General features: G+C 55.4%; 12 protein-coding genes. 7 read left to right on the top strand and 5 right to left on the bottom strand.

Features of this window, described 5'->3' with window-relative positions; all coding sequences use genetic code 11:
* The first annotated feature begins 145 nt into the window (after nt 1-145).
* Nucleotides 146-1,489, top strand: a complete 1,344-nt coding sequence (locus ACP7BZ_RS21515; RefSeq protein WP_426116984.1) for a replication initiation protein — start codon at nt 146-148, stop codon at nt 1,487-1,489.
* 27 nt (nt 1,490-1,516) lie between these two features.
* Here the strand turns inward: ACP7BZ_RS21515 and ACP7BZ_RS21510 are convergent, their stop codons facing one another.
* The 5 genes from ACP7BZ_RS21510 to ACP7BZ_RS21490 form a co-directional block, all read right to left on the bottom strand.
* Complete coding sequence (locus tag ACP7BZ_RS21510) at nt 1,517-2,389, bottom strand: hypothetical protein (RefSeq protein ID WP_426116982.1); 873 nt, start codon at nt 2,387-2,389, stop codon at nt 1,517-1,519.
* Nucleotides 2,386-3,387 (bottom strand): tyrosine-type recombinase/integrase, encoded by a 1,002-nt coding sequence (locus ACP7BZ_RS21505; RefSeq protein ID WP_426116980.1) that lies wholly within the window; start codon nt 3,385-3,387, stop codon nt 2,386-2,388. Before ACP7BZ_RS21505 ends, ACP7BZ_RS21510 begins: the two co-directional genes overlap by 4 nt.
* 280 nt (nt 3,388-3,667) lie before the next feature.
* On the bottom strand, nt 3,668-3,883 hold the full coding sequence (locus ACP7BZ_RS21500) for a helix-turn-helix transcriptional regulator (protein ID WP_426116978.1): 216 nt from the start codon (nt 3,881-3,883) through the stop codon (nt 3,668-3,670).
* A gap of 11 nt (nt 3,884-3,894) precedes the next feature.
* Nucleotides 3,895-4,341 carry a hypothetical protein gene (locus ACP7BZ_RS21495; protein ID WP_426116976.1) on the bottom strand — a complete coding sequence of 149 codons (447 nt, stop codon included), beginning with the start codon at nt 4,339-4,341 and terminating at the stop codon, nt 3,895-3,897.
* Nucleotides 4,342-4,811: 470 nt separating this feature from the next.
* A complete protein-coding gene (locus tag ACP7BZ_RS21490) occupies nt 4,812-6,431 on the bottom strand; it encodes a MutS-related protein (RefSeq protein WP_426116974.1) in 1,620 nt (539 codons plus the stop codon).
* Nucleotides 6,432-6,700: 269 nt separating this feature from the next.
* Between ACP7BZ_RS21490 and ACP7BZ_RS21485 the strand changes: the two genes are divergently transcribed.
* From ACP7BZ_RS21485 to ACP7BZ_RS21460, 6 genes are all read left to right on the top strand, one after another.
* The gene (locus ACP7BZ_RS21485; RefSeq protein WP_426117042.1) at nt 6,701-7,264 is read left to right on the top strand and encodes a recombinase family protein; all 564 of its coding nucleotides are present in this window, start codon (nt 6,701-6,703) and stop codon (nt 7,262-7,264) included.
* Nucleotides 7,265-7,296: 32 nt separating this feature from the next.
* The gene (locus ACP7BZ_RS21480) at nt 7,297-10,263 is read left to right on the top strand and encodes a Tn3 family transposase (RefSeq protein ID WP_426116972.1); all 2,967 of its coding nucleotides are present in this window, start codon (nt 7,297-7,299) and stop codon (nt 10,261-10,263) included.
* A 291-nt stretch (nt 10,264-10,554) separates the two neighbouring features.
* Complete coding sequence (locus ACP7BZ_RS21475; RefSeq protein ID WP_426116970.1) at nt 10,555-11,124, top strand: hypothetical protein; 570 nt, start codon at nt 10,555-10,557, stop codon at nt 11,122-11,124.
* Between the two features lie 11 nt (nt 11,125-11,135).
* Nucleotides 11,136-11,867 (top strand): P-loop NTPase, encoded by a 732-nt coding sequence (locus tag ACP7BZ_RS21470; protein ID WP_426116968.1) that lies wholly within the window; start codon nt 11,136-11,138, stop codon nt 11,865-11,867.
* Between the two features lie 6 nt (nt 11,868-11,873).
* Nucleotides 11,874-12,632 (top strand): hypothetical protein, encoded by a 759-nt coding sequence (locus ACP7BZ_RS21465; protein ID WP_426116966.1) that lies wholly within the window; start codon nt 11,874-11,876, stop codon nt 12,630-12,632.
* A 93-nt stretch (nt 12,633-12,725) separates the two neighbouring features.
* A complete protein-coding gene (locus ACP7BZ_RS21460; protein WP_426116965.1) occupies nt 12,726-13,205 on the top strand; it encodes a hypothetical protein in 480 nt (159 codons plus the stop codon).
* Nucleotides 13,206-13,240: the final 35 nt, after the last annotated feature.

Genomic DNA, 13,240 nt, shown 5'->3' with positions numbered 1-13,240 from the left:
AGCGAGCTTGGCGTGCGTTTGAACCGACTAAAACGCTCACCTTTGGAGTCGAACGGTGAACGTTTTTGATAGGCAGCGGTGGATACGCTCCAGTTGACGAAACCGGAACAAAGGGGAACAATACTCAACAATTATTACCCTCTCCTTGGAATTTCAGATGTCCCATGATGAAACTGCTGGCTCACAGATGGCGCTTGCGCTGCTGTTCGAACAACAGCCTGAAATTCTAAAGAAACCAGTTCAAGCGATCCACATGGCGATCACTGGCGGTATTCAAAATAAAACGCAGCGCCTAGCGTTCAACGCGATGCTGAAGCATGCGCTCGAAGAGCATGCCAAAAATCCAGGCGTGAACGTCGATACCTACTCGATCTCGCGTCTAGAACTGATGCGGATCATCGACTACACGTCTCCGAATCGCAAGCACTTGAAGGACGCGCTGACGCAGATGCAGAAGCTGACGGTACAGTGGGATTTTCTTCAACAGGATGGCGAGGCGATGTGGGCGTCGTGCGTGCTGTTGCCGTTCGTCGGCTTCGATCGGGACCGGGTCTTCTACTCGTACGCGCCACAGATCAAGCCAATGCTGTTCGATTCAAAAATTTACGCACGATTAGATCTGAGAATTCAGCGCACTTTTAAGTTAGACCCAGCTGCGGCGCTGTATGAATGGGTAAATCGCTTTCGCACGAACCCATCGAAGTTGACAAACGAAATGGTATGGGAAGACTGGCGTTGGGTAATTTATGGTGAAGTCAGTGAGACGTCTGTCCTCAATGAATTTAAGCTTTTTAAGCGTGAAAAGCTGAAGCCGGCTATAAAGGAAATCAATGAAAAGTCCGACCTCACCATTGAGCTGATCGAGAACAAGGACGGCGGCCGTAGCGTTAAGACCCTCCAGTTCAAGGTAGAGGAAAAGGCTATCTTCCGACTGGAAGCGCCTGCCGAATCAGGAGAGAGTGCGGAGTGGGAGACGCGCCTAGAGGACATGGGAATCGGCGTGCGGGATCGGAAGAAGATCTTGAACGCCTATTCGATTGCGGTCATCGATGCAACCTGGCGTTTCACGATGACCCGCGTGGCCGACAAGAGCCAGCCAGCGATCAAGAATATCGGCGCGTATATGAAGCGAGCATTGGAAGGGAAGTACGCGCCGGAGCCTGTCGAAGCGGCACCGTCCACTCCAGGTCAAGACCTTGCGAGCATGCGTGATATCCAGACCAGATTTACGCAGCACCGCAACGCTGAGGCTGAAGCGATGTTAAAGGAAATGCCGGCGGCAGATCGCGAGGCGGTTATCGCAGAATACAACGGGGTGCAAGCTAACAGCGCGACTCGCATCCCGGAAGAAGTCGACAAACGGATAGCGCGGCTCATGGTGCCCCTTTACTCGTGGCTCGCCCAAAAGCATTGGGGTGAGCCTACCTCGCAAGACATCTTCCAATTCGCTATCGAGTCGGGCGCGATTAGCGTGAACAAGACAGCGTAGCAAACCGACACCGCCGCCGGCGAGCGATTAAACCGTCGTGGTGTTCGTCATCTGCGCTAGTTGATCTGTGAACGCGCGAATCTGGTCTATCTCTAGGTGCGGGTCATTGAGTCGAATCTGTTTGTAGAGGAGCGAGACGATCTGCAGTGCGTCAGCCGGCCTGACCTGAACCGCAACGGCGGCTTTTCCCCTTTTCGTCATTCGCACAAAATAGTGGCGCTCTTGGTAGTCGATATGAAGCGATTTATCGTGACGGTCGCCGTGCCCATCGAACCGCAGCGAGGCGATCTTGTTTTCGAATAGAGCGAGGGTCAAGTAGCATTCTTGCTTGGTGAGCTGAACGATCATCACGCTTCTCCAGTCGAACGATTTGGTTCCGCTCACGGCGGCGCCCACCGCTCCCTCGACTTGGATGGTGTACTGGTTGCCAGCGCGCGTTCTGGCTTCGCTAATGCAAAGCGCGGCTGAATTACCGAATATTTTGAAGGAGTAGTAGGGCGGTTCGGTCGGCACAGCCGGTGCCGACCGCTCGGTCCCACCGATTACCTGAAGTCCGGCACGCCGCAGGAACGCGACTGCTTGGGCACGTTTGTCGGGCCTTTCACTGGCTTTGATGATCGCTTTGATGCCGGACGACCGGTCAAGCTTTGCTGCCGCGATCAGGGTGCGCAGATCAAACTGGTAGCCTAGCTCTTTCACCGCTCCTCGCAGCGCCGGCGCAAGCGCGTGCACGACAGCCGCCAGCTGGTCGTGGCGCTGCGTCTCGCCGGCGGCAAACCGTTTTAGGTCCGCAGCGAACGCCTTGCCCTCCGCGGTCCCTACCAGGCTCAGAAGCTGCTCGCCCGTCACGGCGGGCAGCCTGGCGGTAGCTAAGGTGTCAAGGATGATGGCCAGTTTCATTTAGGGTCGCCTTTAATTCTTGTGAGCCTATAGTCGGCGGCGGAACGTTCAAGCGCTATGCCCAGCACGTTCTTCAAGTCGTATGGGGTGGCGCCGGCATCTAATTGTCCCTTTGCGAACGTGTTGCGCAAGGTCTGGCCTCCGGCGCGAGAGGTGTCCAGGCCTGCACGCTCAAAGGTCGCCCGGATCTGTTTGTAGACCGTTTTCTTCGTCATCTTCTCGCCCTGGACGTTGGCCGGAAAAACGAGTTCGCCGGGCAGAGCAATTTCCTTGACCATTTTCTCGCGCTCAGCGAGCCAGGGCCTCAGCTCGTTGACGCCTTCACGGGGCAGGGAAGTGGTGTGCTCATAGCTGGTGTCGTGCTTTTCCTCCGGCGTGATCGTCAGGTCGATCGACCCGTCGAGCGCAACCTGGTCCCTGATCTCATGAACCAGGAGGCCAATTGCCTCCGAAACGGTCAGCCCTGTCAGCGCGATCATGATCTGCATGGTCCTGTCGCGGCGTCGCTTCCACCCATCGAACGCTGTGATGCGGCGCAGCCGCGGCGGCGTTGACGGTAAAGCGTCGAAGAAGTGCTGAAGCTGCTCCGGCGAGAGGTGCCGGCCAGCCTTGTTCCGTGACATCGCGTTGCGGTCAGTGCCGAGGATGGCCTGCCTGGCTGGATTGGGCGCGATGTTGAGGTGTTGGTAGCACCGCTCCAGGAGCCGCAGGTAGCTGTAGGCGATTTTGCTGTTGAGGAGGCGCTGTCCGTTTTCGCTGCGGTTGATGAACCGGATCAGGTCTGCCTGGGTCACCGTAGACATTGTTTTGCCCTGGCCGCCCATCCAGTTGACCACGTTCGCAAACATGAAGGTATATGTCTTCGCTGACTCAGCCGAAACCGCTCTTATGGTGCCGTCGGCACGCAAGCGCTGGGCGGTCTTCGCGAAGTCGATCGTCGTCACGAAGTCCTTGAACGACTGAACCGGGTCGGCGTCCCACGAAGTCAGGTTGCTCATGAGGAGAAGGGGAGGGTGAAGTTACTTCGAAGTATAGCATAAAAGGTAACTAATCCACACTCATTCTATTTTAGACCCAAGGTGTGCGACGGCCGGCGACGTTGGGGATTTCCCGAGGTTTTCTCTCTGTTCTCTTTTTGCTCTTTTCTCTCTCTTGGCTCTTTTAGCACTGGGGCCGGTCGAACTGCCAGGGGCTTGGGGTTTCAGGTGCAATGGAACCGGCAACCGGGTTAAGCCTTGCTGTAGTGACCTGCCTCGCATTGTCGTTGCTGGCCGACGGCTAATTTGGCAACATCTCAATCGCGAACAATTCTTCAACCGTCACGCCTAGCGCGAGCGCCAGCTTTAGCGCCAGGATCGTGGACGGCACCATTGTTCCCGCTTCGATCGCATTGACCGACTTGCGGGTGATGCCGGCTCGCTCGGCCAGCGCGGCCTGGGTCAGGTCGAGACGCGCACGGTGCTGCCTCATCGTGGTGGAAAGGTTCTCGCTCATGCGTTGCTCCATTAGCGGTCATACCACAGGACGCTGGCTATGAAGGTCACGAAGCCAAGCCAGGTGCTACTGCCGACGACAAGCGGCCATGGGTCTGCTATGCCCAGCGCGAGCAGCGCGAAGGCACAAGCGGCAGGATAGAGCAACTGAATGAAGAAACCGTTACGGAAGGCCTTTGCGCATGCGAACTTGCGCAGCTCGTCATTTTCCAGAACGCTTATTGCCTGCTTGGTTTCCTGCGCACCCCACTTGATCCTGGAGGACGCCCCACCAAAGACGACGATGAACACGACGATGAACACGACGTACAGAACGCCAACAGCATGTTCGTAATCGGGGTGGAACATACGGACTGAATAGTTAATTGTTAAGGCGATCATTATGATCAGTACCCCCCACAACTGGCGGCGCGAGAAGCGGATTATCGTTTCTGTCTGGTTGACGTCAACAGGTGACATTGGTTCTCCGAGAAAAAGCATATGATGGGAACAAGTGTAACCGATAACTCCCACTAAGTCACCAGTAGGTTACATGTAATGGCGACCTTAGGTGTCGTGGAACGGCTATGCTGGTCAAATTGATCGACGCGGCGGCTTAGTGTCAGGCTGATGTACGCTTCAATCTGACGTCAGGTACGTGACTGTAAGAGCGTCAGAATAGGGTATATTGCCGAATTCTCTGACGCTAATGTGGCAACGCTTAGACCTCAACCTGACAGACGCGTCCCCTTAGGGGGGCACGCAGGATTCGGAAAAAATCGGGCGCCAAGCCAGTTCACCCGCCTTTAAGGCTCCCCACCGGCCGAATTTGTTCGTCGGCAACCTTTCGATGGTCATGTTGGGGTTGAAGTACAGAGAAACGGTTATGCTCAGCCCCACTGCACCTCCAAGCTGAAGAGTTCTCGGGGCCGTCTTCGCCGAATGCGAGATCACACCCGAGTTGCCACAAGGACGTCGCCATATTCGGCGGGATGGCCGAGGTATCCGCTCAACCAGTCAAACACCCTGCTCGCCCTGTGCTGCAGACGCGCGTCAAAACCGCGTTCCGACAGGAGCGAGATTCCATTCGTTTGTGCAAGCACTCCCTGCAGCAGGGTCAGTTGCCCAGAATGGCTGTTGGACACGCTCACGTAGAGTGGCGTCAAACAATGCGCAAGCAGAGGCGCTAGCACTAGATTGTGCGACGAGACGATGACCATGCCCTTGCCGGCGAGTTCTTCAAGCACTGCGACGGCAGCGGATACCGATTCAAGATGGTTGGTGCCACGGAAAATCTCATCGATTATGTAAATGCCCGCATCAGGGCCATCGAGGGATGCGAGCATTTCGGTGGCGCGGCGTAGTTCGGCGATGTACAGGCTCTCTCCGCCGAGCATAGCGTCCTCGTTTTGCATGCTCGCGTAGACTGGGCGCGTGGACACGGCGGCGCCACGCGCATAGCAAAATCCAAATGCGCGCGCAACAACAAGGTTTAAGCCGATCGTGCGCAGCAGCGTGCTCTTGCCAATTCCGTTTTGACCGGAAATGAAAGCGCCTTTCTCGGCAAGGTCGATCGACAGCGGCGCGGCGTGCGCAAGCAGGGGATTCACGACTTCGTTGAACCTTACGTCGGTGCCCGTATGACGGTCGGCCCAGCAAAAAATGGGCGCAACCTGTAAATGACGTGCGAGGGCGATGTCTGCCTCCAGGTTTGCAATCAAGAGGTAGAACTCGCGCAGAAACACGAGATTGCGATCGACCCGATTCACGCATTTGAAATAATGTAGGACGTTAGCCAGCATGAACCAGTCGAGGTAGTCTTTTGCGACCGGAACCAATACGAGCAACGGCGCACGCGATAGACTGCGATTGATCTGACCGGCGCGTGCGCGCAGCTCCACAAACTGATGCAGCATTGGTTCGCTACGCTCACCCAGGCTGCTGCAAACACTGAGCACGCGCTGCAGCGACTCCATCGATACGTTCCATCCCTCGATCGCCGCGGTGTAGCGAAACCGGATTGCCAACAACAATGCAAACGCAATGCCAACGGCTACCCATGCCAATGGCCAGACAAAGGTGGCGGCCAGCGCGACGAGGAAGCCGGGCCCCACGATGCCAATGTAACGAGTCCATGCGGGCCGACTGCTATCTTGCTGCGAGCCGAATAGCAGGCTTGCAATTTCAATACCCGCGCGTCGCAAAGGCTGACAGGCTTGATAAAGCCGGAACAGCTGTTCCGGGTCCGCCATCAATGCCTTCACCCTGGTAATTTGTTCGGCGCAGGCAGTGTCGTCTGATCCAGCGAGCAGACGCCGGTATAGCACCTGCTGTCCAAATATGCTGACGCCTTCCGAGAAAATCTTGGCGTACTGATCGAGCAATAGGTCGCCCCATGTCTGAACATCGATCGACGCCTTTGTTGCGACGGCTGTGTTCGCATGCAACTGGGCGAGCTCGCTATGTTTAAATGAAAATTCCAAGTCTGGGTCCGGGATGAAAAAAATGGAGCGCAGCGATTTTTGGAAACGACGTAAAAATGAGACTTGAGTTGCGGTGGAGACCGTCATATTGCCTTTTCTGGCGAGCCTTCAATAGGAAAGAACACGATGCATGCGATATGCGACCACGTGTCAATAAATCAATGGCACGGTGCGACGAAATGTCGGCGTCTTTCCAGACATAGGCCCGTCGGAAAACAGATGTTTTACGACGGCTCGACAGGCGTTATCTAGAGCTTACACGCCAAGGCATGAAAAGTGTACGGAAACCTATGTCGTCATGATGTAGCATACGACAATCATCTTTTATGGGTTTTCCGTACATGCTTGTCGGGTATATGCGCGTTTCGTCCGAATCGGACCGCCAAAACACCAACCTGCAGCGCGACGCGCTGCAGGCGGCGGGCGTCGATGTCCGGCATGTTTATGAAGACCGTGCGTCCGGTTCCAAGGATGATCGGCCAGGCTTGGCTCAAGCGCTTGAATTCTTGCGGCCTGGTGATGTGCTTGTCGTCTGGAAGCTAGATCGGCTCGGCCGCTCATTGCCGCACCTACTTTCCATCGTGAACACGCTTAAAGACAAGCAAGTCGCCTTTCGGTCACTCACGGAAGGAATGGACACGACGACAGCTTCCGGCGAATTGCTGTTCCATGTTTTCGGCGCGCTGGCCCAGTTTGAGCGGGCGTTGACCAAGGAACGCGTGACCGCCGGGCTTGCCGCAGCGCGTCGGCGCGGTCGTGTCGGTGGCCGCCCGCCGTCAATTACCGGCGAAAAATTGGAGTCCATTCTTGCAGCACTGCGCGATGGCATGTCCAAGGCGGCGGTCTGTCGAACCTTTGGAGTCAAGCGAACCACGCTGATTGAAACCATCGCGCGAATTGGCGGGGCGGGGCCAACATGAAGTGCCTATACGCCGCCAGGATGGCGTAACGTATGGCGCGTCGTTCGGTACTTTCCGCAACGGAACGGGAGAGCCTGTTGGCACTTCCGGAGGCCGAAGACGATCTCATTCAGCATTACAGCTTTACCGAGTCCGATTTGTCCATGATCCGGCAGCGCCGCGGCGACGCCAACCGAATCGGCTTCGCCGTCCAATTGTGCCTGCTGCGCTACCCTGGCTATGCGCTGGCCGGCGACATGCCGGTGCCGGATACGGTCATTCAATGGATCGCCCGCCAGGTACGAAGCAATGCCGCCACTTGGCAGGAATACGGGGCGCGCGAAAAAACGCGCAATGAGCATTTGCATGAGTTGCGCGCTTATCTCGGATTGTCACCGTTCGGGTTGACGGATTTTCGGAAGCTGGCGCACAGTTTGGCTGACCTTGCCATGCAGACTGACAAAGGCATCGTGCTTGCAAGCCATGCCTTGCAAACGCTGAGGCAGAAACGAATTATTTTGCCGGCTCTATCGGTCATTGAGCGTGCTTGCGCGGAAGCTGTGACGCGGGCCAACAGGCGCATCTATCGAACGTTGATCGAGCCGCTGGAACGACATCACCGAAGCGGGCTGGATAACCTGCTCAATGTCGCGCCGGACATAAAAATCACTTGGCTCGTATGGCTGCGTCAGTCACCACGCAAACCGAATTCCCGCTACGTGCGGGAGCATATCGAGCGCCTCAAGATCTTCCAGTCGCTCGCCTTGCCGGAGGGACTGGGCCGGCATATTCACCAAAACCGTCTGCTGAAGATTGCGCGTGAAGGCGCTCAGATGCAACCGAGCGACCTTGCCAGATTCGAGGACGAGCGGCGCTACGCCACACTGGCAGCACTGGCCATCGAAGGCATGGCCACCGTGACGGACGAACTGGTCGACCTGCACGACCGCATCATGGTCAAGATGTTTAGCGCGGCCAAGAACAAGCACCAGGAGCAGTTCCAAAAGCAAGGCACGGCGATCAACGACAAGGTACGTCTGTATTCGAAAATTGGCCGTGCGCTGGTTAAAGCCAAAGAATCCGGCGGCGACCCATATGCCGCGATCGAGTCCGTGCTGCCGTGGACTGAATTTGAACAAAGCGTCACCGAGGCCACCCAGCTCGCCCGGCCCGCAACATTTGACCATCTACAACTGATCGAAGAGCAGTACAACACATTGCGTCGCTATACGCCCGAATTTCTTGACGTGCTTAAGCTCAAAGCGGCGCCCGCAGCACAATCGGTGCTCGACGCCATCGACGTCGTGCGCGAGATGAACACGACCGGAGCGCGCAGGGTAGCAGAAGACGCGACCATTACATTCGTCAAAGCCCGCTGGAAACCGTTCGTCATCACCAGCGACGGCATCGACCGCCGCTTCTATGAGATATGCGCTCTGTCCGAGCTGAAGAACGCCCTGCGCTCCGGCGATATTTGGGTGCAGGGCTCGCGCCAGTTCCGGGATTTCGAGGAATATTTGCTGCCACCGGAAAAATTTAGCGAACTTAGACAGGCCCGCACGCTGCCCATTGCAATCAACCCTGACCTCGACCAGTACTTGCTCGAACGCGTGATGCTGCTGAACCAGCAACTGGCCACGGTCAACCGGCTTGCGCTGGCCAATGAACTGCCGGACGCCATCATTACCGACACTGGCCTCAAAATCAGCCCGCAGGACGCGGTGGTGCCCGAGTCGGCCCAGGCACTGATCGACCTCACCAGCGCGATGCTGCCACGCATCAAGATCACGGAGCTGTTGATGGATGTCGACGACTGGACCGGATTCACCCGTCACTTCGTCCATCTGAAAAACGGCGAGCAGGCCAAAGACAGGACATTGCTGCTGTCGGCGATTCTGGCCGACGCCATTAACCTCGGCCTGACCAAGATGGCGGAATCGAGCCCCGGCGCGACCTATTCCAAGCTGTCGTGGTTACAGGCTTGGCACATCCGTGACGAAACCTATTCAGCCGGCTTGGCCGAACTCGTCAACGCTCAATCCTGTCACGCGTTCGCCGCCAACTGGGGCGACGGCACCACGTCATCATCCGACGGCCAGCGCTTCCGCGCAGCCGGCCGGGCCGAAAGTACCGGACACATCAACCCGAAGTACGGCGCCGAACCGGGAAAGATGATTTACACGCACATCGCTGACAACTACGCTCCGTTTAGCAGCAAAATGGTCAACGTCGGCGTCAGGGATTCGACCTACGTGCTCGACGGGTTGCTTTATCACGAATCAGACCTGCGCATCGAGGAGCACTACACGGACACCGCCGGCTTCACGGACCACGTGTTCGCGCTGATGCATACGCTGGGCTTTCGCTTTGCGCCGCGCATTCGCGACCTCGGCGACACGAAGCTGTACATTCCGGGCGCTATTGCCGACTATCCAGGTTTGAAAGCCATGATCGGCGGCACCCTCAACATCAAGCACCTGCGCGCGCACTGGGACGAAATCCTGCGCCTAGCGGCGTCAATCAAGCATGGCACCGTGACAGCGTCGCTCATGCTGCGCAAGCTCGGCAGTTACCCGCGCCAGAACGGTCTGGCGATCGCGCTGCGTGAATTGGGCCGCATCGAGCGCACGCTGTTCATTCTGGAATGGCTCCAAAGCGTCGAGCTACGCCGGCGCGTCCATGCGGGATTGAACAAAGGGGAGGCGCGCAACGCGCTGGCCAGGGCAGTCTTCATCCACCGGCTGGGCGAAATTCGGGACCGAAGCTTTGAACAGCAGCGGTATCGCGCCAGCGGCTTGAATCTGGTGACGGGGGCCATTGTGCTCTGGAACACCGTGTACCTGGAGCGGGCCACGCAGGCCTTGCGCGAGTCATGCAAGCTGGCCAAGGACGACATGCTGCAATACCTGTCTCCCTTGGACTGGGAACACATCAATCTGACCGGGGATTACGTCTGGCGTCAGAATCGGAAGGCCGACGATGGACAATTTCGGCCATTGGGGTTGCGCAACAACGAGTGAATTGGCTTAGCGCCCGATTTTTTCCGAATCCTGTGTTCTCCCCCTTATGTTTGGCGCGGGTTGTGGCAAGCGGGTCAAGGGCAGCGCCCTTGCAGGGGAGGGACGATGAGAGAAGGCGTAGCCGCCGAGCATCGATCCCATGGTTTGGCAGGCACAGTAGCGAAGCGTATGTGTCTGACAAACCCCATCCTGTATTTTGCTAACGTCTCTACTTACGCATCATTTTGCCTTGGGAATTTACTTAAGGCAACAAAAGATGCAAAAAGATCGTAAAAGCACTACAAAGTAACGGTGAGACTCGAAAAGAATCGAAATAAATTGGAAAATATCATTTCACAGTGCAATATAGCCGGGTGGAATCGAAAAGAATTTACAGGCATCTTGTTTCCCTGTAAATTCGAGCCACTTAAAGACGAGGGCGTATATATGGACAAGAACGAGGTCGGAGAGCGCTTCCGCAACCTGGCAACAGGGAGTTTGAATCGCCCCGAGGCAGCACGGTTACGTGACATATTTGACGAGGTAGAGGTCGCCTTAAAGGCACGTGTACCGCAAGCTGAAGTGTTGGCCGAACTGAACAAGTTAGGCTTCGCTGACATGAAGATGGGGGCTTTCAAATCCGCGCTTCAACGGATACGGAAAGAGCGAGCGGAGCAAGGGGCTACTACCTTTCACCCTAAAACAATGCCGGGGTCAAAGTCGATGGAAGCGGCTCCCGCCGCAATCGCACCAAGTAAGCAACAAGAGTCAGTAGTAACACCCCAGCCTAAAAGCAAAAACGTATTGCACGCATTGGCGAGAACACCGGATGAGCTAAGCCACATCCCCTCGGCGCAATTCGAAGTAGATAAATCAAACTAATAGGGATAAACATGAACAGTCTTCACTTGATCTTGCAGGGCAAAGGCGGCGTTGGGAAATCACTTGTTGCCGTTTTGCTGGCACAGTACCTCCAAAGCAAAGGTCAGAACGTGGTATGCGCTGATACCGACCCGGTCAACAAAACTTTTTCCAAGTACGCTAGTTTGGACGTAGCATCAGTCGAAATTGCGGTCGGGGGAAACATCCTCCAAGCAAAATTCGATCCGTTGATGGAAATGGTCATGAATACGGAAGCTACCTTTGTTATCGACAATGGCGCCGCGACCTTCATGCCTTTGACGAAATACCTGCTCGAAAACGACATCTACGAAGTGATGGCACAAAGTGGAAAGAAAGTGTTCGTCCACACCGTCATTACTGGTGGCGGCGCCATGCGTGACACTTACGATGGTTTTAACGCTTTGGTCGAAAAAGTAAACGAACATGCGAAGATTGTCATTTGGGAAAATGAGTTCTGGGGCGCATTCTCTTACGAAGGCCATGGAATTACCGATAGCAAGCTTTATAAAGAAGCAAAAAAAGCTGGGAAAATCGCCGGCATTGTAAAAATCGTAGACCGCAGCCAGTCAGATACTATGGTTGGAGATATGAAGGCAATGACGTCAAGCAGCATGACGCTGGATGATGTGATGAAGTCAAGCGACTTCACCTTCCTTGCAAAAAATCGCTTGAAGAAAATCGTTGGAAACGTGTTCGAAGAACTCGATAACGTTAATTGGTAAAACCTGATGGACATCCAGAAAATACAAAATCGCTTGCGGTTAAAAGGAATTCAGGTTAAGCAGGACGATTCCGCTTTCCACTTGGTCGCTTTAAACGAAATTGTACTTAACGGAATAGTGAACAGATACAACAGTGAACGGGGGTCCATTCTCCGCTCTCAGATAGATCTCGATGCAATGAGAGCGATCTTGTTGGACAAGGGTGTTCGCGTCGCGCCAGATGATCCGATTTTCATATGCATGGCGGTCAATGAAATTGTGCTTGAGGATATTGCTGAGAGATGCCGTAAGCAGCTCAGCACAGTAGACAAGCTATTCTTCACAATTAAACAACCGGGCTTGCGGTCCTACCTTAAAGTTGTTTTTCCCCTCTGCTTACTGAGCGCGGGCGCCGTCCTAATCGATCACGATTTGGTTCGTCAAGGGTTAGCGGTGCTGCTAGGGGGTGCCATCGGAGTGGCCCTATCTTTGTTCTATTTGGATCGCTTAGAGCGTCACGGCGAAAGCCCATTAGGAAAAGGACATACGAGCACTCAAGCGCTGCCGTCCCGTAGCGGTACGTGGACCGAAGCAAAGTTTGACCAGGCGGCACAAAAGGCGCTGGACGGCGGAAAGATAATATCTAACCGCACGTTAAAAGCGTGCAAGGCCGTACTGGTTCAGGGTGAAAGGATTGATGAAGCCGCAGGCAAAGAGGGTATCCGCACATCGCAAGTGCGATACGCTCTGGGCTTAATACAATACGATCGCCAACCGGGCAAATAGATTCAAAAAAGACCTCAAAGAATCGAAAAAAATCGAAAAAAATCGAAAAGTTTTGTATAATATATCCATACGCCCGGCACTCGCTGGATCACTATGCATGGCCATGGCCATGGCGACGGCAAGGGCCAGGCGGTCCTAGTGCAGCCGGTGGAGGAGGGCTCGTCCACGATGCCCGTCATCGGTGGCGCCGGCGGCAAATTGAATTACATGAAGGGGGTGTACGCCGGAACCCCAAAAATTCCGCGCGTCAGATTTGCGGCGATTTTTGGGGGACGGAAAACCTGTTCCGGCCAATTTCCGCTCACCAGGTCAAGCCGACAGGGTATCCGCACCCGATTCGGCCGTGGCAGAGAGGTCAGAAACGAAGCCAAAAGTACCATGACGGAAAAATCGGGGGTTCCGGCTTACAACCCCAGAGTGAAAGCTTTTCCCCACGCCGATCGTAGTTACCGGATCAAGCTCGCGTACCTGTTTTTGGGGATTATTCAACTTGATGAATTTGCCGCTGGCCATCCAGTTTATGGCGTCGTCACCACCCCAAAAACGCAGCGATTAAACGACCTAAGTCGCTGATTTTAAAAGGTAATTCCTGTATAATGAGGGCTATG

The sequence above is a fragment of the Massilia sp. PWRC2 genome (assembly GCF_049896725.1).
In the GTDB taxonomy this organism is placed as follows: domain Bacteria; phylum Pseudomonadota; class Gammaproteobacteria; order Burkholderiales; family Burkholderiaceae_D; genus JAFCUW01.
The sequence above is the reverse complement of the archived record's forward strand: the minus strand, read 5'-3'. Positions and strand labels throughout refer to the sequence as shown.

Bases quoted from the DNA above. Each gene is read 5' to 3' on its own strand.
- ACP7BZ_RS21510 (WP_426116982.1), bottom strand. From the start codon at position 2,389: ATGAAACTGGCCATCATCCTTGACACCTTAGCTACCGCCAGGCTGCCC.
- ACP7BZ_RS21485 (WP_426117042.1), top strand. From the start codon at position 6,701: ATGCGCGTTTCGTCCGAATCGGACCGCCAAAACACCAACCTGCAGCGC.
- ACP7BZ_RS21465 (WP_426116966.1), top strand. From the start codon at position 11,874: ATGGACATCCAGAAAATACAAAATCGCTTGCGGTTAAAAGGAATTCAG.
- ACP7BZ_RS21470 (WP_426116968.1), top strand. From the start codon at position 11,136: ATGAACAGTCTTCACTTGATCTTGCAGGGCAAAGGCGGCGTTGGGAAA.
- ACP7BZ_RS21480 (WP_426116972.1), top strand. From the start codon at position 7,297: ATGGCGCGTCGTTCGGTACTTTCCGCAACGGAACGGGAGAGCCTGTTG.
- ACP7BZ_RS21505 (WP_426116980.1), bottom strand. From the start codon at position 3,387: ATGAGCAACCTGACTTCGTGGGACGCCGACCCGGTTCAGTCGTTCAAG.
- ACP7BZ_RS21500 (WP_426116978.1), bottom strand. From the start codon at position 3,883: ATGAGCGAGAACCTTTCCACCACGATGAGGCAGCACCGTGCGCGTCTC.
- ACP7BZ_RS21495 (WP_426116976.1), bottom strand. From the start codon at position 4,341: ATGTCACCTGTTGACGTCAACCAGACAGAAACGATAATCCGCTTCTCG.
- ACP7BZ_RS21490 (WP_426116974.1), bottom strand. From the start codon at position 6,431: ATGACGGTCTCCACCGCAACTCAAGTCTCATTTTTACGTCGTTTCCAA.
- ACP7BZ_RS21460 (WP_426116965.1), top strand. From the start codon at position 12,726: ATGCATGGCCATGGCCATGGCGACGGCAAGGGCCAGGCGGTCCTAGTG.